Annotated in this window: 24 protein-coding genes; 16 read left to right on the top strand and 8 right to left on the bottom strand. The window is 70.8% G+C overall.

Annotated elements, in window-relative coordinates; all coding sequences use genetic code 11:
• Nucleotides 1–123 precede the first annotated feature (123 nt).
• Nucleotides 124–1,134, bottom strand: coding sequence for a TRAP transporter substrate-binding protein (locus HXX10_RS04680; RefSeq protein WP_296520376.1), 1,011 nt, complete (start codon nt 1,132–1,134; stop codon nt 124–126).
• Nucleotides 1,135–1,317: 183 nt separating this feature from the next.
• Between HXX10_RS04680 and HXX10_RS04685 the strand changes: the two genes are divergently transcribed.
• The 3 genes from HXX10_RS04685 to ureG all read left to right on the top strand — a co-directional run bounded on the left by HXX10_RS04685 (nt 1,318) and on the right by ureG (nt 3,390).
• Complete coding sequence (locus HXX10_RS04685) at nt 1,318–1,860, top strand: urease accessory protein UreE (protein ID WP_296520377.1); 543 nt, start codon at nt 1,318–1,320, stop codon at nt 1,858–1,860.
• Nucleotides 1,832–2,566, top strand: a complete 735-nt coding sequence (locus HXX10_RS04690; protein ID WP_296520378.1) for an urease accessory protein UreF — start codon at nt 1,832–1,834, stop codon at nt 2,564–2,566. Before HXX10_RS04685 ends, HXX10_RS04690 begins: the two co-directional genes overlap by 29 nt.
• A 203-nt stretch (nt 2,567–2,769) precedes the next feature.
• Nucleotides 2,770–3,390, top strand: a complete 621-nt coding sequence (gene ureG / locus HXX10_RS04695; protein ID WP_296520379.1) for an urease accessory protein UreG — start codon at nt 2,770–2,772, stop codon at nt 3,388–3,390.
• 257 nt (nt 3,391–3,647) lie between these two features.
• Here ureG and hydA read toward each other — a convergent pair whose 3' ends face one another.
• The gene (hydA, locus tag HXX10_RS04700) at nt 3,648–5,063 is read right to left on the bottom strand and encodes a dihydropyrimidinase (RefSeq protein WP_296520380.1); all 1,416 of its coding nucleotides are present in this window, start codon (nt 5,061–5,063) and stop codon (nt 3,648–3,650) included.
• Between the two features lie 199 nt (nt 5,064–5,262).
• Here hydA and xdhA point away from each other — a divergent pair, with 199 nt between their 5' ends.
• The 3 genes from xdhA to xdhC are packed head-to-tail and all read left to right on the top strand — an operon-like array spanning nt 5,263 to nt 10,075.
• A complete protein-coding gene (xdhA, locus tag HXX10_RS04705) occupies nt 5,263–6,744 on the top strand; it encodes a xanthine dehydrogenase small subunit (protein ID WP_296520381.1) in 1,482 nt (493 codons plus the stop codon).
• Between the two features lie 13 nt (nt 6,745–6,757).
• Nucleotides 6,758–9,073, top strand: coding sequence for a xanthine dehydrogenase molybdopterin binding subunit (gene xdhB / locus HXX10_RS04710; protein WP_296520563.1), 2,316 nt, complete (start codon nt 6,758–6,760; stop codon nt 9,071–9,073).
• An 18-nt stretch (nt 9,074–9,091) separates the two neighbouring features.
• Nucleotides 9,092–10,075, top strand: a complete 984-nt coding sequence (gene xdhC / locus HXX10_RS04715; protein ID WP_296520382.1) for a xanthine dehydrogenase accessory protein XdhC — start codon at nt 9,092–9,094, stop codon at nt 10,073–10,075.
• A 150-nt stretch (nt 10,076–10,225) separates the two neighbouring features.
• Here the strand turns inward: xdhC and HXX10_RS04720 are convergent, their stop codons facing one another.
• The 3 genes from HXX10_RS04720 to HXX10_RS04730 form a co-directional block, all read right to left on the bottom strand.
• The gene (locus tag HXX10_RS04720; RefSeq protein ID WP_296520383.1) at nt 10,226–10,846 is read right to left on the bottom strand and encodes an HdeD family acid-resistance protein; all 621 of its coding nucleotides are present in this window, start codon (nt 10,844–10,846) and stop codon (nt 10,226–10,228) included.
• A gap of 129 nt (nt 10,847–10,975) precedes the next feature.
• Nucleotides 10,976–13,609, bottom strand: a complete 2,634-nt coding sequence (locus tag HXX10_RS04725; protein WP_296520384.1) for an EAL domain-containing protein — start codon at nt 13,607–13,609, stop codon at nt 10,976–10,978.
• Nucleotides 13,610–13,922: 313 nt separating this feature from the next.
• Nucleotides 13,923–14,300 (bottom strand): PsiF family protein, encoded by a 378-nt coding sequence (locus HXX10_RS04730; protein ID WP_296520385.1) that lies wholly within the window; start codon nt 14,298–14,300, stop codon nt 13,923–13,925.
• 126 nt (nt 14,301–14,426) lie between these two features.
• On the opposite strand from HXX10_RS04730, the gene HXX10_RS04735 reads away from it, so the two are divergent.
• From HXX10_RS04735 to HXX10_RS04765, 7 genes are all read left to right on the top strand, one after another.
• Nucleotides 14,427–14,816, top strand: a complete 390-nt coding sequence (locus tag HXX10_RS04735) for a PepSY domain-containing protein (RefSeq protein WP_296520386.1) — start codon at nt 14,427–14,429, stop codon at nt 14,814–14,816.
• A complete protein-coding gene (locus tag HXX10_RS04740; RefSeq protein ID WP_296520387.1) occupies nt 14,816–15,481 on the top strand; it encodes a response regulator transcription factor in 666 nt (221 codons plus the stop codon). Before HXX10_RS04735 ends, HXX10_RS04740 begins: the two co-directional genes overlap by 1 nt.
• Nucleotides 15,478–16,830 (top strand): HAMP domain-containing sensor histidine kinase, encoded by a 1,353-nt coding sequence (locus HXX10_RS04745; protein ID WP_296520388.1) that lies wholly within the window; start codon nt 15,478–15,480, stop codon nt 16,828–16,830. Before HXX10_RS04740 ends, HXX10_RS04745 begins: the two co-directional genes overlap by 4 nt.
• Nucleotides 16,831–16,957: 127 nt before the next feature.
• Nucleotides 16,958–17,503 carry a cytochrome b gene (locus HXX10_RS04750; RefSeq protein WP_296520389.1) on the top strand — a complete coding sequence of 182 codons (546 nt, stop codon included), beginning with the start codon at nt 16,958–16,960 and terminating at the stop codon, nt 17,501–17,503.
• Between the two features lie 60 nt (nt 17,504–17,563).
• Nucleotides 17,564–18,001, top strand: coding sequence for a DUF1924 domain-containing protein (locus tag HXX10_RS04755; protein WP_296520390.1), 438 nt, complete (start codon nt 17,564–17,566; stop codon nt 17,999–18,001).
• A 29-nt stretch (nt 18,002–18,030) separates the two neighbouring features.
• Nucleotides 18,031–18,522: a hypothetical protein gene (locus HXX10_RS04760; RefSeq protein WP_296520391.1), complete on the top strand. Its 492-nt coding sequence runs from the start codon at nt 18,031–18,033 to the stop codon at nt 18,520–18,522.
• Nucleotides 18,523–18,621: 99 nt separating this feature from the next.
• Nucleotides 18,622–20,568: a multicopper oxidase family protein gene (locus HXX10_RS04765; RefSeq protein WP_296520392.1), complete on the top strand. Its 1,947-nt coding sequence runs from the start codon at nt 18,622–18,624 to the stop codon at nt 20,566–20,568.
• Between the two features lie 10 nt (nt 20,569–20,578).
• On the opposite strand, the gene HXX10_RS04770 is transcribed toward HXX10_RS04765, so the two are convergent.
• A complete protein-coding gene (locus tag HXX10_RS04770) occupies nt 20,579–21,220 on the bottom strand; it encodes a YoaK family protein (protein WP_296520393.1) in 642 nt (213 codons plus the stop codon).
• A 96-nt stretch (nt 21,221–21,316) separates the two neighbouring features.
• Complete coding sequence (locus HXX10_RS04775; RefSeq protein ID WP_296520394.1) at nt 21,317–21,631, bottom strand: DUF123 domain-containing protein; 315 nt, start codon at nt 21,629–21,631, stop codon at nt 21,317–21,319.
• Nucleotides 21,632–21,951: 320 nt separating this feature from the next.
• Here HXX10_RS04775 and HXX10_RS04780 point away from each other — a divergent pair, with 320 nt between their 5' ends.
• The 3 genes from HXX10_RS04780 (at nt 21,952) to HXX10_RS04790 (ending at nt 25,474) form a co-directional block, all read left to right on the top strand.
• Nucleotides 21,952–22,158: a hypothetical protein gene (locus tag HXX10_RS04780; protein WP_296520395.1), complete on the top strand. Its 207-nt coding sequence runs from the start codon at nt 21,952–21,954 to the stop codon at nt 22,156–22,158.
• 190 nt (nt 22,159–22,348) lie between these two features.
• Nucleotides 22,349–23,623, top strand: a complete 1,275-nt coding sequence (locus tag HXX10_RS04785; protein WP_296520396.1) for a Zn-dependent hydrolase — start codon at nt 22,349–22,351, stop codon at nt 23,621–23,623.
• 222 nt (nt 23,624–23,845) lie between these two features.
• A complete protein-coding gene (locus HXX10_RS04790) occupies nt 23,846–25,474 on the top strand; it encodes a serpin family protein (protein ID WP_296520397.1) in 1,629 nt (542 codons plus the stop codon).
• Here the strand turns inward: HXX10_RS04790 and HXX10_RS04795 are convergent, their stop codons facing one another.
• Nucleotides 25,475–26,563, bottom strand: a complete 1,089-nt coding sequence (locus HXX10_RS04795; protein ID WP_296520398.1) for a hypothetical protein — start codon at nt 26,561–26,563, stop codon at nt 25,475–25,477. It abuts the gene before it with no gap.
• Between the last annotated feature and the right edge of the window lie 47 nt (nt 26,564–26,610).

A 26,610-nucleotide genomic window follows, 5' to 3' on the forward strand; every position in this document is an offset into this window, starting at 1 on the left:
GAAGGCGCGAACCCGGAATCCAACCCCGAACTCGGCATTCCGGGCTGGATTCCGGGTTCGGCGCTGCGCGCCGCCCCGGAATGACCAGTTTGCGCAAAGCCCTCTTTGGGAGAGGGTAAGACCCTACACCAGCTTGCCGACGTGCTTCTCCAGCAGCGCCCAGGCCTTGTCGCCGTAGACGCCCTTCCAGCGCGTATAGAAGCCGGCGAGCGGCGTCTTGAAGCCGGCGGTGTCGCAGTCGTTGACGATCATGCCCTTGCTCTTCAGGACTCCGACCGCCTCGTCCGTCAGCTTCGCCACGTCCTGGCGCTGGGCCAGCGCCATCGTCTTGGCGTGCTTCTCGACCACCGCCTTGAGGTCGTCCGGCAGCGTGCTCCACGCCTTGGTGCTCGCCGTGAACGTGAAGCCGGACCACCAATGGTTGGTGAGGGAGAGATAGGTCTGCACCTCGTAGAGCTTCATCAGCACGATCAGGCCGAGCGGGTCGGTCTGGCCGTCGCAGGTCTTGTCCTTGAGCACCTCGTAGAGGCGGTTCAGCGTGAAGGTCTTCGGCTTGGCGCCGAGCGTCTCGAAGAAGTCCACCGTCATCTTCTGCACCGGCGTGCGGATCGTCATGCCGGCCAGATCCGCGACCGAGTTGATCGGCTTGGTGCTGGTGGTGAGGTGATGGAAGCCGTTGTCGAGCCAGTAGCGGAACGAGTAGATGCCCTTGGCCAGGAGCTCGGCGTGGATGTAGTCGCCGAGGTCGCCGTCGAGCGCCTTGAACACCTCGGCCGGCGACTTGAACGTGAAGGGCAGGCCGGGAATCTCGGCGACCGGCACCAGGGGGCCGAGCACGTTGCCGGCGTTGTAGAGCTCGAGCTCGCCGCTCTGCACCATCTCCAGCATCTTGCTGTCGGAGCCGAGCGCGCCGGCGCCGTGCACCGCGATCTGCAGGCGGCCGTTGGTCTCGGCCCGGATGGCGTCGGCCATCTCCTTCAGGCGGATGTAGTTCGGGCTGTCGAGCGGCTGGCTGAGGCCGAGGCGCCAGGTGATGTCGGCGGCGCGGGCACGCGTGCCGATGACGGCTGCCGCCGCGGTCCCGGCCAGGACGGCACGGCGCGAAAGACGGGTCGAACCGATGAGGCTGTTCATGGCATTCCCCGATGGATTATGGGTTGCTTTGAAAACAGGGAAGCGTCAGGCGAGACGTCGAGAGCGACGCTGCCCGAAACGCTAGCATGGTGCTCAACCGCTGGGCGATCCCGGTAAAACGCGGATCTGTGCGGCGGCCTTGGTATGAAGAGTGCGACGAAACGGCGCGGAGCGAGGACGAGGATGTTGCGAGCCACGACTGTCTTGCCGAGCGGAACCGCGGCGCCGTCCGCGGTCGTCGACCGGGTCCTGCTCGACGCCGATGCGCGGCATCGCCGCCGCTTGGTGATGACCGGCGAGGGCGGAACGACCTTCCTGCTCGATCTCGCCGAGGCGACGCGGCTGCGCGACGGCGACGGCCTGCTCCTGGAGAACGGCTCGGTCGTGATTGTCGCGGCGCAGCCCGAGGCCCTGGTCGAGGTGGCGGCCAAAAGCCCGGCCGATCTAGCCCGCCTGGCCTGGCACATCGGCAATCGCCACACCGATGTGCAGATCGTCGGCGACCGTCTGCGCCTGCGCCGAGACCACGTGCTGGAGGACATGCTGCGCGGCCTCGGCGCCGTGCTCGCGCCCGTCGAGGCGCCGTTCGATCCCGAGACGGGCGCCTATGATCATGGGCCGGCCCATGGGCATGCCCACGATCACCACCACGGCCACGATCGCGGCCACAATCGCGATCGCGACCACGCGCACCCGCATGGGCATGACCATTCGCATGGCGGCTGAGCCGCAACCGGCCTCGGCGGCGCCGCTGCCGGCCGCCGGGCTGTACCGGCTGATGGCCTGGCTGTCGCCGTCCTTTCCGGTCGGGTCGTTCGCGTATTCGAGCGGGCTCGAATGGGCCGTCGAGGCGGGCGACGTACGCGACGCCGCCAGCTTGCGCGGCTGGCTCGCCGTGATGGTGGCGGAGGGCGGCCTGTTTTGCGACGCGGCGCTGTTCGTCCACGCCCACGGCGCGGTCGTTCGCGACGATGCAGCCCACGTCGCCGAAACGGCCGAGCTGGCGCTGGCGCTGGCGCCGTCGCGCGAGCGCTTCCTCGAGACGGTGACGCAGGGGAAGGCCTTCGTCATGGCGGTGCGCTCCGCCTGGCCGTGCGCCGCGCTCGACCGGCTGCCGCTCGGTCCGGACGGGGCGATCGCCTATCCGGTCGCCGTGGCGGTGGCCGCGGCCGGCCACGGCATTCCGCTCGCGCCGGCCCTGCACGCCTTCATGCATGCGCTGGTGGCGAATCTCATCTCGGCCGGGGTACGGCTGGTGCCACTCGGCCAAACCGACGGCCAGCGCGTGCTGGCCGCGCTGGAGGATCCGATCGCCGCCGCCGCAGCGCGGGCGCAGGCGACGCCGCTCGACGCCATCGGCAGCGCCGCCTTCCGGGCCGACCTCGCGGCGATGCGCCACGAGACCCAGTACACGCGGCTGTTCCGGAGCTGATTTGCGACGGATCTTCGCATGCCACAGGTGCTCAGCCGAAGCATTGCCATGCACACAGGCGTCATGCGCGGGCTTGACCCGCGCATCCATCAAAGGAGAGAACGGCGTCGTTTCGAAGGGATGGATCGCCGGGTCGAGCCCGGCGATGACGCCGCGGATGGAGCGTCGCGCTCGGGTCCAGGCCGCCTTCAGGAGGTTTCGGCATGTCGAAGCAAAGTCCCAACGGTCCCCTGCGGGTCGGAGTCGGCGGTCCGGTCGGGTCGGGCAAGACGGCTCTGATGGACATCCTCTGCAAGAGGTTGCGTGAAAGGTTCGACATCGCGGCCATCACCAACGACATCTACACCAAGTGGGATGCCGAATATCTGGTGCGCTCGGGGGCGCTGGCGCCGGAGCGCATCGCCGGCGTCGAGACCGGCGGCTGCCCGCACACGGCGATCCGCGAGGACGCCTCGATGAACCTCGCCGCCATCGCCGAGATGCGGGTGAAGTTTCCGAACCTCGACCTGGTGCTTGTCGAGTCGGGCGGAGACAATCTGGCCGCCACCTTTTCCCCTGAACTGGCCGACCTCACGATCTATGTCATCGACGTCGCGGCGGGGGAAAAAATCCCGTCCAAGGGCGGCCCCGGCATCACCCGCTCGGATCTTCTGGTGATCAACAAGATCGACCTCGCGCCTTATGTCGGCGCCTCGCTGGAGGTCATGGAGCGCGACGCCCGGCGCATGCGCGGAACGCGGCCGTTCGTGTTCACCAATCTCAAGACCGGCGAGGGCGTCGACACGGTGGAGAAGTTCGTGGTGGAGACGGGCGGTTTGGGATGAGGCTGCAGTGGCAGTTTATCAAGATGTACGAACGTGCGGCCACCCCTCTCCCCAACCCTCCCCCACAAGGGGGGAGGGAGCAGACTGCGGTGACTTGGCAGTCTGTTTGATACAGTTGATGTCGCAGATCCGAGGTCGATTGCGTTTCGGTTCCAGCGTTCCCTCCCCCCTTGTGGGGGAGGGACAGGGAGGGGGGTAAGCCCCGAACGCAAAACCTTCGTCCGATCCATCGGGGGAGTGCAGGCCCGAACCGCAGCTCACCCCTGCGACGCGTAAGGCGAAATCCCGCGCCTCAAGAACGTGCCGTCGCCGGGGGCGCCGAGGATCTTGCCCTCCTCGCACGCCGGCTTGCCTTTGAGGATGGTCATCACCGGCCAGCCGGTCACGGCGAGGCCCTCGTAGGGCGTGTAGTCGCAGGCGCCGTGCATCAGCTCCTGGCGGATCGTCTCCTTGCGGGCCGGATCCCACAGCACGATGTCGGCGTCGAAGCCGGGCGCGATCGAGCCCTTTTGGGGATAGAGGCCGTACATCTTGGCGTGGTTGGTCGAGGTCAGCGCGACGAACTCGTTCATGCCGATGCGGCCCTTGTCGACGCCCAGGCCCCACAGCACCTGCATGCGGGTCTCGACGCCCGGGATGCCGTTCGGCACCCATTTGAACGAGGTCTTCGCCTTCGGGCTGCGCTTGCCGTCGACCCCGTCCATGAACGGGCAGTGGTCGGACGAGAAGGTCTTGAACACGCCGGCCTGGATGCCCTGCCAGATCGCCTCCTGGCTGGCATGGTCGCGCGGCGGCGGCGAGCAGACATACTTGCCGCCGCTCTCGTCCATGTTGAGGCCCTTCATGTCGTCGGCCGTCAGCGCGATGTATTGCGGGCAGGTCTCGCCATAGACTTTTAAGCCGCGGTTCTGCGCCCAGCGGATCTGCTCCATCGCCTCGCGGCCGGAGACGTGGACGATCATGATCGGCACGTCCAAGAGCTCGGCGTGGCTGATGGCGCGGTGCGCCGCCTCGCGCTCGACGATCTCGGGGCGCGACACGCCGTGATAATAGGGCGCCGTCTTGCCGGCCTGCTCGAGCCGCTCGGTCATGAACTTGATGGCGTCGTAGCCCTCGGCGTGGACCATCACCAGGGCGCGGCAGGCGCGCGCGCACTCGAACACCTCCAGCAGCTCGCGGTCGTTCAGGACCATGTCGTCGTAGGTCATGAACACCTTGAACGAGGTGTAACCGTCGTCGACCAGCGCCGGCAGCTCCTGGCCGAGCACGGACGGCGAGGGGTTGGTGATGATCAGATGGAAGCCGTAGTCGCAGAAGGCCTTGCCGTCGGCCTCCTTGTGGTACTCGTTGACGATCGCCCGCAGGCTGGCGCCGCGCGGCTGCATGGCGAAGGGCAGCACCGTCGTGGTGCCGCCGGCGATCGCGGCGCGGGTGCCGGAGACGAAGTCGTCGGACATCTTCGGCCCGCCGAAGGTCGGCTGGGCGAGATGCACGTGGCTGTCGATGCCGCCCGGCATCACCAGCAGGCCGGAGGCGTCGATGCTTCGCGCGGCCCCCTCGATGCGGTCGGCGACCGCGACGATGCGCCCGCCCCGGATGCCGACATCGGCCCGGACCGTGTCGCTCGCCGTCACCACAGTGCCGCCGCGGATGGAAAGATCGTAGTCGGGCATGGAGTACTCCGGATGCGGGAGGACCGCGGCCGGCGCTCGCAACGGGCGGCCGCGTGGACCGGCCGCGAGCCTTACCCCGATCCGGAAAGCGGCGCAACGGCGTGGCCGAACGCTGCGCGACCGGGCATCCGCTGCCGTAAACTTGACCCTACCGGCGCGGGCGGCGATTTCGTATGATTCGCAGCTTCCCGGAGGAGTCATGTCGCGAGACTGCATCCAGTTCATCCGCCAGGGGCGGGTTCTTCGGCTGCGCGGCTTTGCGCCACGCACCACGCTGCTGGACTGGCTGCGGCTGGAGGAACGTTCGACCGGCACCAAGGAGGCCTGTGCCGAAGGCGATTGCGGCGCCTGCACCGTGGTGCTGGCGCGCCGCTGCGGCGACCGCATCGCCTACGAGCCGGTCAATTCCTGCATCGCCTTTCTGGGTCAAATCGACGGCACCGAGCTGATCACCATCGAGGATCTGGCCCGCGATGGCACGCTCCACCCCGTGCAGGCGGCGCTCGCGGCCGGCCACGGCTCGCAATGCGGCTTCTGCACGCCCGGCATCGTGATGAGCCTGTTCGCCTACTACCATCGCGTGTCCGGCACGCCGTCGCGCGAAACAATCAACGACGTGCTGGCCGGCAATCTGTGCCGCTGCACCGGCTACCGGCCGATCGTCGAGGCGGCGTTGGAAAGCCTCGCCGGGCCGGCCGCCGACCGCTTCACCGCGGCCGAGCCGCAGCGCCTCGCGATGCTGCGCGACCTCGATGACGGCGCGGACGTCTTCGTCGGCGACGAGACGTCGTTCTTCGCCGCGCCGAAAAGCGAGGACGCGCTTGCCGCGCTCCTGGAAAGGCATCCCGATGCCACCATCGTGGCGGGCGCGACCGATGTCGGCCTGTGGGTCACCAAGAAGCTCGCCGCGCTGCCCAAGATCATCCATCTCGGCCGTGTTCTTGGGCTCGACGGTGTCGAGGAGACGGACGCGACGCTGACGCTCGGCGCCTCGCTCCCGCTCGGCCGCGCCGCGCCGCGGCTGGGCTCGCTCGATCCAGACATCGAAGAACTGTTGCGCCGCTTCGGCTCCGTCCAGGTGCGCACGTCTGGCACGGTCGGTGGCAACATCGCCAACGGCTCGCCGATCGGCGATCTCGCACCCGTGCTGATAGCGCTCGGCGCCTCGGTGGAGCTGCGCAAAGGCGAGCGCGTCCGCACGCTGCCGGTGGAAAAGTTCTTCGTCAGCTACGGAAAGCAGGACCGCGAGGCGGGCGAATATGTCCGCCGACTCGTCGTTCCGAAACCCGCTCCGGACGCACGGTTGCGGGTGATGAAGATCACCAAGCGCATGGACGAGGATATTTCGGCCGTGATGGGCGCTTTCGCGGTGACGGTGACGGACGGCCGCGTCGCCGCGGCCCGCATCGCCTTCGGCGGCATGGCCGGCGTGCCGAAGCGGGCGAGCGCGGTCGAGCAGGCGCTCGCCGGTGCGCAGATCGCCGATCCGGCGACCTGGCACGCCGCCGCGGACAAGATCAGTGACGATTTCACCCCGCTGACCGACCAGCGCGGCAGCGCCGCCTACCGGCTGCAGGTCGCCAAGAATCTGGTCGTCAAGGCGCTGGCCGAAATCGCCGGCGTGCCCGGTGCGGCGACGCGCGTGCGGCCGAGACAGGAGCGTGCCCGTGTCGCGTCCTGAGAAACCCGACATTATGCTGCGTCACGTTCGAAAACCGCTGGCGCACGACAGCGCCATAAAGCAGGTGCAGGGGGCAGCGCCCTATATCGACGACCTGCCGGAGCCGCAGGGCACGCTGCATGTCGCGGTCGGCGGCGCGCCGGCGGCGCGCGGCACCCTCACGAAGCTAGACCTCGACCGCGTGCGAAAAGCGCCCGGCGTCGTCGCCGTGATCACGGCAGCCGACATTCCGGCCAAGAATTGCGTTTCGGCCCACATGGACGACGAGCCGATTTTTGCCGCGGCGCAAGTGGATTTCCACGGCCAGCCGGTGTTCGCCGTGGCGGCGACGAGCCGCGATGCCGCGCGCCGCGCCGTGCCGCTCGCCACCATCGAGGTCGCGGCCGAGCCGCCCGCCGTCACGGTCGATCAGGGACTCGCGACCGGCGAGCGCGTGCTGCCCGACTACGCCTTCGTCGGCGGCGACGTGAGTGCGGCGATTGCGGCCGCGCCGCTGCAGGCTGGCGGCACGCTGCGCATGGGCGGCCAGGAGCATTTCTATCTCGAAGGCCAGATCGCGCTCGCCGTGCCGGGCGAGGACGGCGCCATGCTGGTCCATTCCTCGACCCAGCATCCGACCGAGGTGCAGCATATCGTGGCGCGGGCGCTCGGCGTGTCGGATGCCTTCGTCACCTGCGAGGTGCGGCGCATGGGCGGCGCCTTCGGCGGCAAGGAGACGCAGGGCTCGCAGTGGGCCGCCATCGCGGCGGTCGCGGCACGCGTCACGAGGCGGCCCTGCAAGCTGCGGCTCGACCGCGACGACGATTTCGTCATGACCGGCAAGCGCCACGATTTCCGCGTCGACTGGTCGGTCGGCTTCGACCACGACGGCCGCATCGCCGGCCTCGACGTGCTGCTGGCGGCGCGCTGCGGCCTGTCGGCCGATTGTTCCGCCGGCGTCGTCGACCGCGCCATGTTCCACGCCGACAACACCTACCATCTGCCGGCCTTCCGCATCGACTCGCGGCGTGTGCGCACCAACACGGTGTCCAACACGGCGTTTCGCGGCTTCGGCGGGCCGCAGGGCATGCTGGCCGCCGAGCGGATGATCGATGCCATCGCCTGGCAGCTCGGTCGCGATCCGCTCGACATCCGCAAGACCAATTTCTACGCACCGGGCCGCGACCGAACGCCCTATGGCCAGGTAATCGAGGACCACGATGTCGGGCTGGCGCTGATCGAGCAGATCGAGTGCACGTCCGACTACCGGGCGCGTCGCGCCGAGATCGCCGCGTTCAACCAGACGTCGCCCATCCTCAAGCGCGGCCTCGCGCTCACCCCGCTCAAATTCGGCATCTCGTTCACGCTCGCCTCGATGAACCAGGCCGGCGCGCTGGTGCACGTCTATCAGGACGGGTCCGTGCATCTGAATCACGGCGGCACCGAGATGGGGCAGGGCCTGTTCCAGAAGGTGGCGCAGATCGCGGCGGAGGAGTTCGGCATCGGGCTCGACCGCGTCCGCATCACGCCGACCTCGACCGAAAAGGTCCCCAATACCTCGCCGACCGCCGCCTCCTCGGGCAGCGACCTCAACGGCATGGCCGTGCTGGCCGCCGCCCGTACCATCAAGGCGCGGATGACGGCGTTCGCGGCGGACAACTGGTCGGTGCCGGAGGAGCAGGTCGTCTTCCAGGACGACCATGTGCTGATCGGCAACCAGCGCATCGGCTTCGGCGAGCTCGCCAAGGCGGCGCATGGCGGCCGCGTGTCGCTGTCGTCGACCGGCTACTACAAGACGCCGAAGCTGCATTGGGACCGCGCCCGCGGCATAGGTCATCCGTTCTTCTATTACGCCTGGGGCGCCGCCGTGAGCGAGGTGCTGATCGACGCGACCACCGGCGAGAACAAGGTTTTGCGCGCAGATATCCTCCACGATGTCGGGCGCTCGCTCAATCCGGCCATCGACATCGGCCAGATCGAGGGCGGCTTCGTCCAGGGCATGGGCTGGCTCACCACCGAGGAGCTGGTGTTCGACGACTCCGGCCGCCTGCTGACGCATGCGCCGTCGACCTACAAGATCCCGGTCGCCTCCGACGTGCCGGCGGATTTCCGCGTCGCGCTGTTCGGCGGGGCCAATCGCGAGGAGACGATCTATCGCTCCAAGGCGGTGGGCGAGCCGCCCTTCATGCTGGCCATCTCGGTGTTCTGCGCCATCGCCGACGCCGTCGAGGCGGCCTGCCCGGGCGCCGGCCAGAAGCTCGATGCACCGGCGACTCCGGAGGCGATCCTTCAGGCGATCGGGCCGTTCGACGCTGCCGCGGCGCTGGCGGTGCTGGCGCCGCCGAGCTGATCAGGTCGCGAGGACACCATGGCCGTCTGGGCCCGCATCGCCGAGACCATCGCGCGGCACGGCTCCGCCGCGCTGGTGAGCGTCGTGCGGGTCGCCGGCTCGGCCCCGCGCGAGGCCGGCGCCCGCCTGGTGGCGCGGCCGGACGGCGGCTTCTTCGGCACCATCGGGGGTGGCCGGCTCGAATATGAGGTGCTGGCCGAGACGGCCGCGGCGCTCGCGGCCGGGCGCGCGCCGGCGAGCTTGCGCACCTGGACGCTCGGTCCCGACCTCGCCCAGTGCTGCGGCGGCGCCGTCACGACGCTGACCGAGATTTTCGACGCGGCCGACCTGGAGACAGTCACGATGCTGGCGACGGCCGAGCGCGGCGGGCCATTCGCTGTTCTGGCGTGTCTCGGTGAGGACGGGCGTGTCCGCCGCGAGATCACCAGCGATCCGGCGGTGCTCGGCGCGCCCTCGGCACGGCCCGCGCCCGGGCAGCCCTTCGTCGAGCACCACGGCGACGATCTGGCGCCGGTGCTGCTCTTCGGCGCCGGGCATGTCGGCCGCGCTCTGGTGCTGGCGCTGGCGCCGCTGCCGTTCTCGGTGCGCTGGATCGACAGCCGCGCCGATCAGTTTCCGCCCCATGTTCCGGCCAACGTGGTCGCCGTGCACAGCGACACGCCGGACCAGGAGATCGACGCTGCGCCGAGCGGCGCGCTCGCGCTGGTGATGACGCACGCCCATGCGATCGACTACGCCATCGCGACCCGGGCGCTCGCGCGCGAAAACTTCGATCTGGTGGGCATGATCGGCTCGGCGACCAAGCGGGCGCGATTCGCCTCGCAGGCGCGCCAGCTCGGCGTTTCGGAGAAGGCGATCGCCCGCCTCGTCTGTCCCATCGGACTCCCGGACATCGGCGGCAAGACGCCGGCCGTGATCGCCGCCTCGGTTGCAGCGCAATGCCTAGTCGCCCGCGAGCGCCTCGGCGCGGTGCCGCGGCGGATGGTTGGCGCGACAGCATAACCATTCCGGTCATTCCGGGGCGCGGGCTGAAAGCCCGCGAGCCCGGAATCCATACACGCATTCATGGGTTATGGATTCCGGACAGCCGACCTGCGGTCGGCTTCCGGAATGACGAAGGTCCGGATAGTCACCCGGATCCGTGCGGCTTGTTCAGGCCGCCACCGCCGCGCCGGCCGCCTTCTTGTCGCGCCACGCCTTCAGGCGGAACGCCCAGGCGATGTAGACGATGCCTTCGATGATCGCGTAGGCGGCGATCATCCACACCACGGCGAGGGCGCCGGCGAGCGGCTGGGAGAGCAGGAGGCCACCGAACAGCACCGACACCACGCCGGCGAGGATCAGCAGCCACTCATGCTCGATCTCCTTGCGGAGCTGGATCGCGGCGACGATCTGCATGACGCCGAGCGCGATCGACCAGGCGGCGATGAAGATCAGCAGCGCCACCGCGACGGCGCCGGGCGCCACGAAGGCGATGGCGCCGACCGCGAGACCGAGCACGCCGGACAGCACCAGCCACCAGCGCGCCGAGGTCGGGCCCTTGCCCGCGATCGCACCCCCGATGGCGAGGACGCCGTCGGCAAACGCGAAGGCGCCGTAGAACACCACGAGGGTCACCAGCGTCAGGCCGGGCCAGGCGAAGGCGACCACGCCGAACAGGATGGCGACGATCCCGCGCAGCAGCACCAGCCACCAGCGGCCGGCGAGCATGTGCAGGGTGGGGCGTGCGAAGGGCGGCGTGGGCGCCGGGGCGGTGTCGGGCATGGTCGGCATGGTGGTTCTCCTGGCCAGGATGTCGGGTTAACGCGCCAATCCTAAAACTGTTCCCTGTTACCGCCTTCTCGTGCGCGGCCCTCGGCCACCACGGTTAATCATCTCCCGGTCTTGCCACCGGCCGATCGATTACGCCGTTCGTCCGACGGGGCTCGAGGCCCCGCAGGAGGCGATGCCGTTGTCCCTGGTGTCGGCGGCGAGCCACGCGGTCGCGGCATCGGCCGGCACCGGCGTGCCGATCAGATAGCCCTGGCCGAAGTCGCAGCCGAGCATCTGCAGGCGGCGGAGCTGCACCTCGCTCTCGATCCCCTCGCCGACCACCTCCATGTCGAGACTGTGGGCGAGATTGATGATGGCGCGGGCGATCGCGGCGTTCTCGGTCTCGGTGCCGAGGTCGGCGACGAAAGAGCGGTCGATCTTGAGCACGTCGACCGGAAATCGCTTCAGGTGGGCGAGCGACGAGTAGCCGGTGCCGAAATCGTCGAGCGCGATGCGGGCGCCGGCGCGGTGCAACCGACCGAGCGCCGCCTCGATACGCGGATCCTCCTCGATCACCACCTGCTCGGTCACCTCGACGAGGAGCCGCGACGGCGCGATGGCGGCACCGGCGAGCGAGGCCTCGACGTCGTCGGCGAAGCTGTCGGCCTTGAGCTGGTTGCCCGACATGTTGACGCCGACCCAGCCGGGATCGAACCCGTCGTCGAGCCAGGTGCGCACCTGGCGGGCCGCGGTGTCCAAGGTGAAGCGCGCCAGCCAGCTCAGCAGCCCGGCGGCCTCCAGGGCGTCGAGAAACTCGGCCGGCGGAACCAGGCCGCGATGTGGATGCGCCCAGCGGATCAGCGCCTCGAAGCCGACATGGCGCCTGCTCCGCATGTCGACGATGGGCTGGTAGGCGAGGCGGAACTGGTGTGCGGCCATCGCCTGCCGCACCTCGTCGAGGAGCTTCAGCCGCGCGATGGCGTCGGTCATCATGCCAGCGTCGAAGAGCGAGATCGAGCGGCGTCCGCCCGCCTTCGACCGGTAGAGGGCGACGTCGGCGTTCTTGAGAAGCTGGGCGGCGTCGCGGCCGTCGCGAGGGAATTGCGTCACGCCGATGCTGCCGCTCGGGTGGATCATATGGCCGCGATGCCGCAGCGGTTGGCTCAGCGTCTCGAGCATGCGGCGCGCGCAGCCGGTGATCGCCGCGCTGTCGTCGATGTCGTCGAGGATGACGGCGAACTCGTCGCCTCCGAGCCGCGCCACCACGTCGCCCTCGCGGGCGCAACGGCGCAGCCGCTGGCCGACCTTCTGCAGCAGCGCGTCGCCGGCGTCGTGGCCAATCGCGTCGTTGACGTCCTTGAAGTGGTCGAGATCGATCAGCAGCAGCGCGCCGCGCGGCGCCCGACCGGCCGAGGTCCGGCGCAGGCAGCGCGCGAGCTGCTCGTTGAAGGAGCGGCGGTTCAGCAGGCCGGTCAGCGTGTCGCGATAGGCGAGGTCGCGGATCTGCGCCTCCCTGGCCTTCTGCTCGCTGACGTCCTGCACCAGCGCCATCCAGTGCTGTGCGGCCGGGTCGATCGCGACCGAGCTCACCGAGACCGGGACGGGCGTCCCGTCCCGGCGCAGGCAGTTGCGGTGGAACGGCTTGACGTGCTCGGCCGGCGGCGCGGGGGTGCCGCGGCCGCCTTCGCGCGGATCGGGCGGGGCGAGCCGCGACCAGGTCAGCGCGCCGGCTTCCAGGTCGGCGCGCTCCCAGCCGACGATGCGCAGGAACTCGCGGTTGGCGTCGACGACAAGGTCGCCGCGGCACGTGATCACGCCGATCACCCCAGAATCCTGCAAGGCATGCAGCTTGGCGCTCATCTCGCGCATCGCCGTCTCGGACAAGACCATTGCGGTGACGTCGCGGCCGGTGCCGCGATAACCGCGGAATTGGCCGTAGTCGTCGAACACCGGCTTTCCGTTGGTCTCGAGATGGCCGAGGCTGCCGTCGTGTCGCCGCATCGCGTAGCGGAAACCGCGGAACGGTCGCCGCGCCGCGAGATCGTCGAGATGCGCCTGCCAGGCCGGATCGTCGGGATCGGCCTCGGCCGCCTCGCACCGCGTCCGTCCGATGAAAGCGCCGCTGCCGAGGCCCGCCGGGGAGCCGAGCGACACATAGGTGAATCGGTGCTCGGGGTCGGTCTCCCACAGCCAATCGGTGGCGGTCTCGAGCAGGTCCTGCATGCGACGCTGCATCCAGGCCCGCTCGGTCTCCAGCACGGCCCGGGTGGTCAGCTCGCGGGCGAGCCGCTGGTTGGCGCTGCGCAGTTTGAGTTCGGTCGCCACCATGGCGGCGAGCTCGCGCAGGATCGCGACCTGGGCGTCGTCGAAGCGGCGCGGCGCGTGATCGATGGCGCACAGCACGCCGACATTGAACCCGTCCGGAGTCTGGATCGGCGCCCCGGCATAAAAGCGCACGCCGTTCTCGGCGAGGACCAGCGGGTTGTCGCAGAAACGCGTGTCGCCGAGTGCGTCCTCGATCACCAGCGGAGTGTCGCCGAGGATCGCATGGGCGCAGAAGGCGACGTCGCGCGTGGTCTGCTCGGTGCTTAGGCCGACGCGCGACTTGAACCACTGGCGGTCCTGGTCGACGAAGCTGATCGCCGAGATGGGCACGCCGGTCATCAGCGTCACCAGGCGGGTGATGCGGTCGAAGCACTCCTCCGGCGCGGTGTCGAGGACGGCGTAGCGCCGGAGCGCGGCGAGGCGTTCTTCCTCGTTGGGCGGGACGGCGGCAGACTCCATCGACGCAGACCCTCGATCCTGATCCGCTCACGGCGGTGTCGATGACGGGGGCGGTGCCGGGCACGCCCGACGGACAGGCGCTCGACGATTGCGCGTGGCGTCGCTTGTCGCATCCCGGCCCATGAACCCCGGTCCCTCGTCCCGTCATGGGCTAATCCGATCTGGCTGTCCTAATGGAGCCCGGTTAAGACACGGTGAGGGCTCAGCCTGTGCGTGTGGCCTCGGCTTGTCGTGGTTAACGGACTCGCCTGCGGGGCGGCCGCCGTCGAGGCGTCGGCCCGCCGGGATGGTTTCGGTTTGGTCGGTCGGGCTATCAGGGCGTCGTCGTCATGCACGACGTCATGAAGCTGCGTCGGGCCGAGGCCCGCAGCCCCTTGGCATCGGCCTCCTTCCAGCAGGTGGCGTGCTTCTCGGGATTCTGGACACGCCAGCACGGGCCGCCCTGGCCGGTCACGCACGGGCCGCCGGCCTGCCGCCAGCCCGGCCCCCGACCGTATCCGTAGCCCGGGCCATATCCGGAGCCGCGGCCCCATCCGGAGCCCGGGCCATAGCCGCCGCCGCGGGCGCAGCCCTGGGCCCATCCGCAGCCCTGGCCCTGGCCGGATCCCGGGCCGTAGCCTTGTGCCCCGGCCGTCATCGTGCCGGCGGCCAAAAGGGCGATCGCGACGACGAGCGAACGAGCGGGTACCATGTCGACCTCCTTCGGTCTGTCGGGGGAAAGCGTCCCGATCGACCGACAGCGTCGCACACGGCCCCTGATTTCGATCTGACGGGATCCGTCAGGTGTCCGTCAGCGCGACGCAACGAGAATGCGACGATGACGATCCACCGCCGAACCCTGGTTTTCGCCGGCCTGGCGCTTTTCGCCGGCGCGCTTCCGGTTCTCGCTCAGCGGGGCGACGGGCCGCCGCCATGGGCCGGTCCGCCCGGGGGCGGGGGTGGCCGCGGCGAAGGCCGCGGCTGGCGGCGACGCCACCGCGGCGACCACGACTGCGCTCTGCGGGCTCTGGCGGAAGGCCGCGCCAAGCCGCTGTCGGAGATTCTCCCCATCGTCGAGAAGGATCTCGGCGGCCAGGCCATCGACGTCGAGCTGGAGCACTGCCAGGGCCGCATCGTCTACGAGGTCAAGCTGCTGCGTCCCGACGGCCGCCTGGTCGAAGCCGTGGTCGACGCCATGACGGGCAAGCGCATCGAGGACAGCGACTGATGCGCATCCTGGTGGTCGAGGACGAGCCGCGGATCGCCCGCGATGTCGCCGCGGCGCTGTCGGCCGCCGGCGGCGTCGTCGACGTGGTCGGCGACGGCGAGGAGGCGTGGTTCAAGGGCGACACCGAAGACTACGCCGTCATCGTGCTCGATCTCGGCCTGCCCGGGCTCGACGGCCTCGCGGTGCTCAAGCGCTGGCGCAACAACGCGCGCCAGATGCCGGTCCTCGTCCTCACCGCCCGCGGCACCTGGGCCGAGCGGGTCGAGGGCATCGACGCGGGCGCCGACGACTATCTGCCGAAGCCGTTCCGCATGGAGGAGCTGGTCGCCCGCGTGCGCGCCCTGATCCGCCGCTCCGCTGGGATCGGCTCCGCCTCGATCGAGGCCGGGCCGCTGACGGTCGATCCGCGCGACATGCGGGTTCTTTTGCGCGGCGTACCCGTCAGCCTCTCGCCGCTGGAGTACCGGCTGGTCGCCTATCTGGCGCTCCACAAGGATCGCGTGGTGCCGGCGCACGAGCTGATCGATCAGCTCTACGGCACCGACGACGCCCGCGACGCCAATGCGCTCGAAGCCCTGGTGACCCGGCTGCGCCGAAAGCTCGGCGCCGACGTGATCGAGACGCGGCGCGGCTTCGGCTACCGGGTGGCGGAGCCGAAGCCGTGATCGCCGGCTCGCTCCGGCTGCGCCTCCTGCTGGCCGGGGCGGTGTCGATCCTGATCGCGCTCGGGGTCGCGGCCTTCGGGCTCTCGGTGCTGTTCGAGCGTCATGTCGAGCGGCGGATGGCGGACGACCTGGTGGTGGTGCTCGACCGCCTGCTGGCCGGGCTCGACCGCGACGCCGAGGGGAAGCTCACCGTCGCCGACACGCCCGACGACCCCCGGTTCGAGCGGCCGCTCTCCGGCCTCTTCTGGCAGGTGACGACCGAGCCGCGCGGCCTGGTCGACCGCTCGCGCTCGCTGTGGGACACCGAGCTGGCGCTGCCCGACGACGAGCTGTCCGAGGGGGCTCTGCACCAGCACCACATCGACGGGCCCGGCGGCTCGACGCTGCTGGCGGTCGAGCGGCGGGTGGTGCTGCCGGCCCGGCTCGGCGGCGGCCCGGTTCGGCTGGTGGTGGCGCGCGATCTTTCCGACATCACCGCGGCGACCCGTGACTTCACCGGCGAGCTGCTGCCCTTTGTCGGGCTGGTCGCCTTCCTGCTGGTGATCGCCTCGGCCGTTCAGGTGCGGGTCGGCCTGGCGCCGCTCGCCGCCGTGCGGGCCCGCCTCGCCGCCATCCGCTCCGGCGAAGCCGAGCGCCTCGGCACGGCGTTTCCGGACGAGGTGCAGCCGCTCGCCGCCGAGGTCGACGCTCTGCTCGCCTCGCGCGACCGACAGGTCGAGACGGCGCGGGCGCGCGCCTCCGATCTCGCGCACGGGCTGAAGACGCCCCTGCAGGTGCTCTCCGGCGACATCGACCGGCTGAAGCAGAGGGGCGAGACCGAGATCGCGGCCGATCTCGCCGGCCTCGGCGAGACCATGCGACGACATGTCGAGCGCGAGCTCGCACGGGCCCGGCGCAACGCCGTGGCGGGGAGCGCCGCCGCCGCCATTGCCGAGGTGGCGGGGCGGGTCGTCAAGGTGGTCGGCCGTACCCCGGCCGGCGATGCGCTCGACTGGGAGATGGCGATCGACGCGCGCCTCAAGGTACGCATCGCCCCGGATGATCTCGCCGAGATTCTCGGCAACCTGCTCGACAATGCCGCCCGCCACGCCCGCGAGCGCGTCGCCGTCAGCGCCGAGGTGGACGGGCGCGAGGTGATCATCCGGGTGGTCGACGACGGTCCCGGCATTCCGCCCGAGCTGGTGCCGCAGGCGCTCCGCCGCGGTGGCCGCATCGACACCGGACCGGGAACCGGCCTCGGCCTCGCCATCGCCAGCGACATCGCCGAGGCCTGGGACGGCGCGCTGCGGCTCGGCCCGACCGAGCCGGGCCGGATGACGGCCGCCGTCCATCTGCACCGCGCGCCGTGAGGGTGTTCAGCCGGCCCCCGGCCACCCTGACGAAAGCCTGACGGCGGTGGTCAGATCCGCGTCAGCGGCCGCGTGCGAAAAACCGGCATCGATTCACAATCCGGTTCGAGCACCCGAGATCATCGCCATGACCAAGCTTCGTTACGATCCTCTCACCCAGATCATTCATTGGCTCACCCTGATCGGCGTCGCCGGCGCCATTGCCAGCGGGCAGATCATGGAGGAAGTCGCCCGCGGGCCGGCCAAGGCTCAGCTCATCTCGTTCCACATGTCGCTCGGCGTGCTGGTGCTCGCCCTCACGCTGCTGCGCCTGTCGTGGCGGCTGGTGACGCCGCAGCCGGAGCCGATCCCAGGCTCGCCGCTGGTGCAACTCGCCGCCCGCGCCATGCACCTCGCGCTCTATGCGGCGCTGGTCGCCGTGCCGGTCGCCGGCATGCTGATGGTGTGGGCCAAGGGCCGCTCGGTCGGCTTCTTCGGCTTCTTCACCCTGCCGCCGCTGATCAGCCCGGACCGCGGGCTGGCCGAGACGCTGGAGGATGTGCACGCCTTCGCCGCCAATCTGATCATGATCCTGGCCGGCGTGCACGCGGCCGCAGCGATCGTCCACCACCTCGTCTTGAAGGACGGCGCCATCGCCCGGATGCTGCCGTTCGGCGAGCCGCGGCACGGTTGAGCCGGGCCGCCACGGCGGCCTTCCGCAAGCACGACCTTCCGCAAGCAAGAGAGATCGATCATGGCCCTCGTCGTCAGCCGGCTCGCGCAGCCGGCCGTGCCCCTGCTGTTCGCCGCGGCCCTCGTCTCCGCGGCGCAGGCCGAGCCCGGCCCGGCGCAGCGCGCCGTGCTGGCCCAGCAGGTCGAGGCGGCGCGCGCCGTCGCCCCGGGCTTCGCGCCCTCCGCCGAACGCGGCCGCACGTTGTTCATGAGCAGCCCAGCGGCCGGCAAGCCCGACACGCCGTCCTGCACGTCGTGCCACACCACGAATTTGAGCCGGGCCGGGCAGAGCCGCGCCGGTAAGGCGATCGAGCCGATGGCGCCGTCCGTGGTGCCGACCCGGCTGTCGGATTCCGCGACAGTCGAAAAATGGTTCCGGCGCAATTGTCCCGACGTGCTCGGGCGCGACTGCAGCGTGGCCGAGAAGGCGGACCTGCTCGCCTTTCTGATCGGTCTGTGAGGGCCACGATGGACACGACGAACCGAACGATGCGCTTTCTGCGTGGTGCCGTGCTGGTGGGTGCGCCGCTCGCCGTCCTGGTGGCGATCGCGAGCCCGCTGGTCGCCGACGGCGTCCGGCTCGAGCCGGTCCGGGATTCCGTGGTGGCGAAGGAGTGCAGCGCCTGCCACATGCTGTATCCGGCCGGGCTGTTGCCGGCGCGCTCGTGGCGCGGCATGACCTCGACGCTCGCCGATCACTTCGGCGACAATGCCGCCCTGGACGACCCGACCGCCGCGCGGATCGCGGCCTATCTGGCCGCCAATGCGGCCGATGCCGCCGCACGGAACCGCAAGATGATGCGGGGCCTCGCCGCCGACGTCACGCCGGCGCGGATCACCGAGCTGCCGTGGTGGACGCGCAAGCACGAGCGCAAGGACCGCGTCGCGCCGGCGACGCTCGCGCGCAAGGGCGCCAAGTTCAAGGGCGACTGCAAGGCGTGCCACGACGACGCCGAGCGCGGCCTGTTCGACGACGACTGACCAGTCACGCCTAGGCTGCCGCGGTGATCGGGCAGGCCCGGATACCGTTCGGGCCGGCCGTGTCCTAGTGTCCCGTGACGACCGTCACGGGAGCGCGCCATGCCGATCGACCGCCGGGTCTTCCTCGCCTACGGGGCGAGTGCGTCGCTCGGCCTGTTCGCGGTAGGTGCATCGGGGCGCCGCGAGGCGGTCGCCGCCTCGGTGACGGGCGGCACGCTGAGGCTCTCCCGGGTCGAGAGGTTCGCGCTGCCGCTGGCCGTGCCGCCGGCGATGCCGCGCTCCGGCCGGAACGCCTGGCGGATCGCGGCGCGCGAGCAGGCGCAGCAGATGTTGCCGCCGCCCTTCGGGCCGACCCGGGTGTGGTGCTACGGCGCGAGCGGCGTCGACGACAGCTTCGCCTCGCCCGCCTTCACGATCGAGGCGACGCGCGGCACGCCCGTCGAGATCACCTGGATCAACGAACTCGTCACGCCGGAGCGGCGCTTCCGGCCGCATCTGTTCGCCGTCGATCCGACCCTGCACTGGGCCAATCCGGGCGGCCGGCGCGACACCCGTCCGACCTTCGCGGCGACGCCTGGGCCGTACCGCGGGCCGGTGCCGCTGGTCACCCATGTGCACGGCATGGCCGAGGTTGACGACTGGAGCGACGGCTATCCCGAGGCCTGGGTGTTGCCCGACGCGGCCGACATTCCAGAGGGCTTCGCGCCGGTCGGCACCTGGTTCGACTTCTTCTGGACCAAGTCGGGCCGGCGCGACTGGGGCCCTGGCCACGCGACCTTCCGGTATCCCAACAGCCAGCGGCCGACCATGCTGTGGTTCCACGACCACGTGCTCGGCCTCACCCGGCTGAACGTCTATGCGGGCCTCGCCGGCTTCTATCGGCTGCGCAGCGACGACCCCGCCGACCACCCGACCGTCGCCGGAACCAACGCGCCCGCCGTGCTGCCGGACGGTCCATACGAAATTCCGCTCGCCATCCAGGACCGCTCGTTCAACGCCGACGGCTCGCTGTTTTATCCCGATGCCCGCCAGATGTTCGACGGCTATGCCGGCCCCTATGTGCCGGCCTCGGCGGTGCCGCCCATCTGGGTGCCGGAGTTCTTCGGCAACGTCATGGTGGTCAACGGCCGCACCTGGCCCCATTGCAATGTCGAGCCGCGGCGCTATCGCCTGCGCGTTCTCAACGGCTGCAATTCCCGTGTTCTGATTCTGCGCTTCGGCGATCCCAAGGTGGAGGTCTGGCAGATCGGCACCGAGGGCGGCTATCTGCGCGCGCCCGTGAAGCTGCGCGAGATCCGACTGGCGCCGGCCGAGCGCGTCGATCTCGTCGTCGACTTCTCGCGGCTCGCCGCCGGCAGCCGGGTGACGCTGCGCAATCTCGGGCCGGACGGTCCCTATCAGGGGGCCGCCGACGCCGAGCCGGCCGATCCGCGCAGCAGCGGCCAGGTGATGCAATTCCGGATCGTGCGCGCGTCAGGGCCCGACCCGACGACGCCGCCGGCCCGGCTGGTGATGCCGGCGATCGCGCCGCTGACCGCGGGGCGCGAGCGCGCGCTTGCGCTGGTCGAGGCGATGACGCCGGCGAAGAGCGGCGAGGTTCCGCACGAGGCGGCGCTCGGCATCTTCGATCCGGCGGCTGGCCGCCCGGCCGGGCTCACCGTGGCCCATTGGGCCGATCCGGTCACCGAGAACCCGGCGGTCGGCGACACCGAGACCTGGGCGTTCCACAATTTCACCGCCGACGCCCATCCGATGCATGTCCACGACGTGCTGTTCCAGGTGGTCGACCGCCGCGCCCTCGATCCGGCGACCGGCCGGCCGACCGGGCCGGCGCGGCCGCCGGTCCCGGAGGAGGACGGCTGGAAGGACACCGTGACCGCCTATCCGGGCGAGGTGGTGCGGGTCCGAATGACGTTCTCGAAGCCCGGCCAGTTCGTCTGGCACTGCCACATCGTCGAGCACGAGGACAACGAGATGATGCGGCCGTTCCGCATCGGGCCGGAGCAATCCGGCGAGCCGCAGGACCACGGCGCCCCGAAGACGTGACGGGCGCGGGTCAGCGATCCCGCCAGGTCGCCGCAGCCATGACGGCGCCGATCAGCGCGAGCAGCACGGCCGGCACCGCCAACGCCAGAAACCCGATCCGCCCGTGCGTGAGCCCGCCGGCGACGGCGCCGCACAGCAGCGCGCCCCACAGCAGCGCATGGGTGAGAGAGGGGCGCCAGGAGGCACGCCGCTGCACGACTTGCCCCAGCATGCGCCCGAGATTGACCAGCGCGCCGGTGACGTAGGTCATCGCCACCCGCGTCTCGCCGATGCGCGACAACGGGATGTTCTGCATGCCCATGGCGACGGTGATGGGCAGGAGCGACAGCGCGGGGGGCACGCCGCTCGCGAGCGCGGCGAGGGCGGCAGCGAGCAACGCCGCCTCCAGCCCGCACACTGCTGCCATGGCCCAGCGCCCCGCCGGCCCAGTGATCAGCGCGCCGACGAAGGCCCCGAGCACGAAGCCGGCAATCGCCAGCGCCGGTTCGACAGCGGCCGTCCATTCGGCATTGGCCGCATGAATGCCGAGCACCGTCGTGTTGCCGCTCATGAAGGAGACGAACAGCCGGCTGAACTGGAGATAGCCGACCGCGTCGACGAAGCCCGCGATGGCGGCGAGCGCGCCGGCGAGTATCACGACCGAAGCCTGCATGGGTTGGGTCTCTCCTGCGAGTGCGCGACCCTATCGGGCGGCGGCAGCCGGCGCGATCCCCCGACCGTCGACCGCGCGGTCGCCGGCCCGCACGGGTCAGGCCGGCGGCCCGAGGCCGAGCTCGACGCCCTCCGGCCAGGCCAGCAGGTGACTGCGGCAGCGTCGGCAGTCGCTGCTGCCGAAACCGGGCAGCGGCACCGGCAGGGCGGCGAGGCGAGCGACGAGGTCGCATTCGTCGCCGCCCGGGATCGCCCAGACGGCAAACACGGTGCCGCGGGTCGTGAGCCGGTCGACATGCCAGCGCAGCGTCTTGCGCCGGCGCAGGTGGCGGGCGATGCGGGCCCGCAGGCCGCCGGGTCCGCGGGCCGAACCGCAGTAGAGATAGCGCCCCGCTGGAAGCGTTTTTGCCATGCGCCCAGCGACGGTCACACGCACCGGTCGAGCCAGCCGGATGGCGAGGACATAGGCACCCGCCAGGGTCGGAAGGCTGGCCCCGGACTCGCAGGTATGCCCTGCGGCACAGGCACTACCGATAGTCGTTCCGGGCCTGTCCATTCGGTGAAATCCTGAGGCTCATGGCCGCAATTGTATGCAAGTACCACGAAACGTACGCGGATGGCGCATACCTGGCATTTATTGTGCATAGCACAAATTTGTATTGACTCGTATACCTCCCCAGGGTCGACTAGCCCCTGCGTAATTGCACGGACTGGAAAAGCCGAGGAGTTCGCATGCGCCGTCTCGCCGTCGCCTCCGCTAGTTCGCTTCCGTCGCTGATCATTCCATGCCCGCGCTGCGCGAAGCGCATGTCGTACCGATCGACCAGCTCGACCAAAGCCGAACCTCGTATCCAGGACACCGTGTTCGCCTGCGACCAGTGCGGCACCGAAGTGATCCGCACCAGCTTCCGCTCCTTCGATCCCAAGCAAGCCGCCTGACGCTATTCGCTTGATCCGGGCCGCCTGCCGGTCCGGCCGACCCCCGCTATCCCGTTTCGCCAACGCTCGCCCCGCCGCGCCGGTTCTTCGACCGGCGGGATGCCGTCGTGCGTCGGGCGACCATCCGGGTCGGGGACGAATGTGGTACCGAGGTCCGCAGGGCTGGCGTGAGGCGGAACCGGAGGGGGCCATGGGCGAGCGGGTGTTCGGCATCGACGAGAGCCGCATCTGGTCCGACCTGATGGCGCTCGCCGAGATCACGGATCCGGCCCGCCCGTACACACGCCGCTCCTTCACGCCACTGTTCCAGGCCGGGCGCGACTGGCTGCGCCGGCGCTTCGCCGAGGCCGGCCTCGCGGTGCGGCTCGACACCGCCGCCAACCTGTTCGGCCGGCTGGAGGGCAGCGAGCCCGGCCTGCCGACCATCATGCTCGGCTCCCATTCCGACTCGGTGCCGTCCGGCGGGCGCTTCGACGGGCCGGCCGGCGTCATTGCGGCGCTCGAGGTGGTGCGGGCCCTGCAGGACGACGGGCGGCGGCTGCGCCATCCGGTCGAGGTGGTCGACTGCCTGGCCGAGGAGCCGAGCGACTACGGCCTGTCCTGCGTCGGCAGCCGCGCCATGGCGGGGCTGCTCTCGGCCGAGATGCTCGACCTGCGCAATCCGGCCGGCGAGCGGCTCGGCGACGCTATCGTGCGGGTCGGCGGCGACCCGGCCCGGCTCGCCGAGGCGCGGCGGTCGGACGTGGCGGCCTTCCTGGAGCTGCATATCGAGCAGGGCGTCGTGCTGGAGCGCAGCAAGACCGACATCGGCATCGTCACGGCACTGGTCGGCATCATCCGGCTGGAGATCGTGTTCGAGGGCGAGGCGGCGCATGCCGGCACCATGCCGATGGCGATGCGCCGCGACGCCGGCGTCGCCGCCGCCCGGCTGGTCGGCTTCGTCTCGCAGCGGGCGCGGGCGCTCGCCGGTGCCGGGCGCGGCTACGTCGTCGGCACCACGGGCGTCATCGACATCGCGCCGAACGCCATCAACGTGGTGCCGCAGCGTGCCCGCATCGTGGTCGACACGCGAGCCGAGGATGCGGCGCTGCTCGATGCCTTCGTGGCCGAGATCGAGGCCGAAAGCCGCCGCATCGCCGAGGAGACCGCCACCGTGCGCGAGCGTTGCACCGTGCTGTCGCGGGCGACGCCGGCGAGCTGTGATCCGGACTTGAGAAGGCTGCTCGCCGAAGGTGCTGCAGCGTGCGGCCTGTCGAGCCTGGCGCTGCCCTCCGGGGCTGGCCACGACGCCGCCTTCCTGTCGCGCATCGCCCCGGCCGCCATGGTGTTCGTGCCGTGCCGCGACGGCCGCAGCCATGCGCCCGAGGAGTGGGCCGAGCCCGCCGCCATCGCGGCCGGCGCCGTCGCCCTGCTGGAGGCGGTGGAGCGCTTCGACGCCAAGTCGCCCGATCGCGCGGCCGCCTGATCGCGCCTGCGGCGATTCTCGCCCGCCAAACCGCGTGCCCATCGGGACAGGCGGCCTCGGCCGCGATAACATCGCGGTCACGCCGTTGCGCCGTTCGTCGCGTGAACCCGCGGGCTGCCCGCCGACACCTTTGTCGAGGGGATCCGGCTGCGCCGGGGTCGCGTAAGGGCCGGCTGCGCCGGACTCGAGCGAAGGCCGGCCGGGCCGGCCAGGGAGACTGTGATGTCCTCATCGGTGCTCACCGCGGCCGCCGCGGCCGTGTTGCTGACGCTCCTCGGGCCGGGCTTCGTCGTGCCGAGCGATGCTGCGCCAGCCGACCGCTCCGACGGTCGCACGACACCCGCCCGCAAGCCGAAGGCAGCCGAACGGCCGCCCGGCGTGCCGGTGCCGGCGCCGCGGCCGCAGCCTGTCGCCGCAAAGCCAGCCCCGGTCGCGGTCGATGCCGCCGGCATGTTGGCCGCACAGTCGCGGCTCGCCTTCCGCCTTGTCGAGACGCTGCAGAAAGAGAAGCCAGACGCCGCCAATCTGGTGGTGTCGCCCGGCAGTCTCGCGATGGTGATGACGCTGATCGACCTCGGCGCCGACGCCACGCTGAAAGCCGCGCTCGCCCGCACGCTCGCCTTCGGCGAGGAGGCGGCACCGGCCGCACCGGGCGCCGAGACGAAGCCGGCCGCCAAGCCCGGCAAGGAGGCCAAGCCGCGCAAGGGCGACAAGGGCCGGGTCGACGCCGCCAAGCCGGCACCGCCGCCGCCCGCGGTCGATCTCGCGACGGTGCGCGAGCTGGTGGCCGCGCTGCAGTCCGACAAGGCGCTCGCCGAGGTGCTGTCGGTCGCTAACGCCATCTGGGTCGATCCGGCGGCGAAGACCAAGGAGCCGACGCTGGCGGCGGTCGGCGCCGCCGGCGGCGAGGTGTTCCGCGAGAGCCTGTCGACGCCCGAGGCGCTGGCCAAGATCAACGGCTGGGTCAGCGAGAAGACCCGCGGCATGATCCCGACGATCCTCGAACGGGTGCCGGCGGATCCGGGGCTGGTCGCACTCAACGCCCTCTATTTCAAGGACCGCTGGCGGACCAGCTTCGCCGTGGCCCGCACCAAGCCGGCGCCGTTCACCCTGCAGGACGGCAGCAAGGTCGAGGTGCCCATGATGGCGGCGACCATCGAGGCGGTGCCGGTGCGCAGCGACGACGGCTTCGTCGCGGCCGAGCTCGGCTACACGCATGAGCGCTTCGCCCTGGTGCTGCTGACCAGCAAGGACAAGCCGCTGCGCGCCGCCGAGTTCGCGCCGGCCGCCGCGTGGCTGTCGGGAGAAGGGTTTGCGCCCGCGACCGTCGACCTGTCGCTGCCGCGCCTCAAGCTGGAGGAGCGCACCGAGCTGTTGCCGGTTCTGGATGCGCTCGGCCTGAAGGAGGGGCGCATGTCGCCGACCGCGCTCGACGGTTTCGCGCCGGGTCAGCGCATCTCAGACGTGATCCAGAAGACGGTGCTGAAGATCGACGAGTCGGGCACCGAGGCGGCGGCGGCGACCGCCGTCCTCACGGTTCGCTCCGCGGTGCGGTCGCAGAACCAGCGGATCGCCTTCGACAAGCCGTTCTGGTTCGCGCTGCGCGACCGCGACACCGGCGTGGTGCTGCTCGCCGGTTTCGTCGGCAATCCCGGCCGCGCCGTGGCGACGGCCGAGGCGGTTGCGCCGGCAGAAGCGGCGCCGGCGGCGGCGGCTCCAGCTCCGATGCCGGCACCATCGCCCGCCGAGGACACGCCCGCGCCGGCGACGACGACCACGCCGCCCGACACGGCCCCGCCGGTCGGCGAGGAGCCGCGCAGCGAGACGCCGCGCGGCGACGAGGCGCGCTGATCAGTTGGTCTTGTCGAAGTAGTGCAGCGCCGCCGAGGTGAGGGCGCCGCCGACCACGCAGGGCAGGCCGAGCGCGACCTGCCCGACGGCGGCCGCGGCGACGCAGCCGAGCGACATGGCGCCTTCGCCGACATGGCCCCAGAAGGTGAGCTCCTTCCGGCTGTCCGGCCGGTTCTTCTCCAGCGCCCGGATCGCCGCCAGCGCCTCCTTGCGGACGCGCCCGACATCGACCGTCTCGGCCGCCGCGACCGCGTCCTTCAGCACGGCGGCGGTCGCAGGCGGCTGGCGCGAGACCTCCTCGCGCAGCAGCGCCAGCAAGGCGGGATCGCGCGACGCATTGGCCACCAGCGTGAACTTGGCCATGCTGCCGACCGTGAGCCGCTCGAGGTCGTCTTGCTCCTGCGACCACGGCAACAGTGCGACGATGCGGCCGATCGGGCCCGCGTCGCCGGTGGCGAAATAGACGCCCCACAGCGTGTCGAGCACGTCGGGGCCGACGGCGAGCCGCGCCGGCCTGGTCGGCGCGTCGCCGATCCGCAGCCAGCCGCGCATGCGGGTCCACACCGTGGGGTCGTCCTCGGTCGCGAGCCGCGCCAGGGTCGGCATGCGGTCGTTCACATAAGCTTCGATCATGGCGGCGTGCTGCGGCAGACGGGCGGCATTGCGGGCGAGCAGGCCCTTCCAGTCGGGATGGCCCGAATAGGCGATGGCGCGGACGATCACCCAGGAGTCGGCCTGCGGGAACGGCAGGATGGCGGCGATCAACCGGTCGGCGCGGGTCGGCTGCGCGGCGATCACGCCGGCCAGGAAGCCGACATAGATGCCGGCGGCGTCCGGCGTCGCCAGTGCGCCGGCCTCGCTCGCCGCCCGGTAGGCGGCCGGCAGGCGTCCCGGATCGGGCCGCGAGCGATAGGCGTGAATCCAGTGCAGCACGCTCTCCGGCGAGCCGAATGCCGGGGCCGCGCTCGACGCGACGGATGCGGGCGAGCCTAAGGGTCCGGTCGATGCGGTCGCCACCTCGGCGGCCGTCGCCGCCAGCGGCGAGGCGAGCAGCACGCCCGCCGTCAGGACCGCGATCAGTGATCTCATGCTCGCTCCCTCCGACCGCCTGCGCCGCCGTCCCGGGCGTCCATGCG

This window comes from Rhodoplanes sp. (assembly GCF_013377085.1).
Taxonomy (GTDB): domain Bacteria; phylum Pseudomonadota; class Alphaproteobacteria; order Rhizobiales; family Xanthobacteraceae; genus Rhodoplanes.

Excerpts from the sequence above, each read along its gene's own strand:
- HXX10_RS04750 (WP_296520389.1), top strand. The coding sequence starts at position 16,958 with ATGACCAAGCTTCGTTACGATCCTCTCACCCAGATCATTCATTGGCTC.
- HXX10_RS04765 (WP_296520392.1), top strand. The coding sequence starts at position 18,622 with ATGCCGATCGACCGCCGGGTCTTCCTCGCCTACGGGGCGAGTGCGTCG.
- HXX10_RS04680 (WP_296520376.1), bottom strand. The coding sequence starts at position 1,134 with ATGAACAGCCTCATCGGTTCGACCCGTCTTTCGCGCCGTGCCGTCCTG.
- HXX10_RS04720 (WP_296520383.1), bottom strand. The coding sequence starts at position 10,846 with ATGCCGACCATGCCCGACACCGCCCCGGCGCCCACGCCGCCCTTCGCA.
- HXX10_RS04740 (WP_296520387.1), top strand. The coding sequence starts at position 14,816 with ATGCGCATCCTGGTGGTCGAGGACGAGCCGCGGATCGCCCGCGATGTC.
- HXX10_RS04785 (WP_296520396.1), top strand. The coding sequence starts at position 22,349 with ATGGGCGAGCGGGTGTTCGGCATCGACGAGAGCCGCATCTGGTCCGAC.
- HXX10_RS04690 (WP_296520378.1), top strand. The coding sequence starts at position 1,832 with ATGGGCATGACCATTCGCATGGCGGCTGAGCCGCAACCGGCCTCGGCG.
- HXX10_RS04790 (WP_296520397.1), top strand. The coding sequence starts at position 23,846 with ATGTCCTCATCGGTGCTCACCGCGGCCGCCGCGGCCGTGTTGCTGACG.
- xdhB (WP_296520563.1), top strand. The coding sequence starts at position 6,758 with ATGCTGCGTCACGTTCGAAAACCGCTGGCGCACGACAGCGCCATAAAG.
- HXX10_RS04730 (WP_296520385.1), bottom strand. The coding sequence starts at position 14,300 with ATGGTACCCGCTCGTTCGCTCGTCGTCGCGATCGCCCTTTTGGCCGCC.
- HXX10_RS04780 (WP_296520395.1), top strand. The coding sequence starts at position 21,952 with ATGCGCCGTCTCGCCGTCGCCTCCGCTAGTTCGCTTCCGTCGCTGATC.
- HXX10_RS04760 (WP_296520391.1), top strand. The coding sequence starts at position 18,031 with ATGCGCTTTCTGCGTGGTGCCGTGCTGGTGGGTGCGCCGCTCGCCGTC.
- HXX10_RS04770 (WP_296520393.1), bottom strand. The coding sequence starts at position 21,220 with ATGCAGGCTTCGGTCGTGATACTCGCCGGCGCGCTCGCCGCCATCGCG.
- xdhC (WP_296520382.1), top strand. The coding sequence starts at position 9,092 with ATGGCCGTCTGGGCCCGCATCGCCGAGACCATCGCGCGGCACGGCTCC.
- HXX10_RS04735 (WP_296520386.1), top strand. The coding sequence starts at position 14,427 with ATGACGATCCACCGCCGAACCCTGGTTTTCGCCGGCCTGGCGCTTTTC.
- HXX10_RS04775 (WP_296520394.1), bottom strand. The coding sequence starts at position 21,631 with ATGGCAAAAACGCTTCCAGCGGGGCGCTATCTCTACTGCGGTTCGGCC.
- HXX10_RS04725 (WP_296520384.1), bottom strand. The coding sequence starts at position 13,609 with ATGGAGTCTGCCGCCGTCCCGCCCAACGAGGAAGAACGCCTCGCCGCG.
- hydA (WP_296520380.1), bottom strand. The coding sequence starts at position 5,063 with ATGCCCGACTACGATCTTTCCATCCGCGGCGGCACTGTGGTGACGGCG.
- ureG (WP_296520379.1), top strand. The coding sequence starts at position 2,770 with ATGTCGAAGCAAAGTCCCAACGGTCCCCTGCGGGTCGGAGTCGGCGGT.
- xdhA (WP_296520381.1), top strand. The coding sequence starts at position 5,263 with ATGTCGCGAGACTGCATCCAGTTCATCCGCCAGGGGCGGGTTCTTCGG.
- HXX10_RS04755 (WP_296520390.1), top strand. The coding sequence starts at position 17,564 with ATGGCCCTCGTCGTCAGCCGGCTCGCGCAGCCGGCCGTGCCCCTGCTG.
- HXX10_RS04795 (WP_296520398.1), bottom strand. The coding sequence starts at position 26,563 with ATGAGATCACTGATCGCGGTCCTGACGGCGGGCGTGCTGCTCGCCTCG.
- HXX10_RS04685 (WP_296520377.1), top strand. The coding sequence starts at position 1,318 with ATGTTGCGAGCCACGACTGTCTTGCCGAGCGGAACCGCGGCGCCGTCC.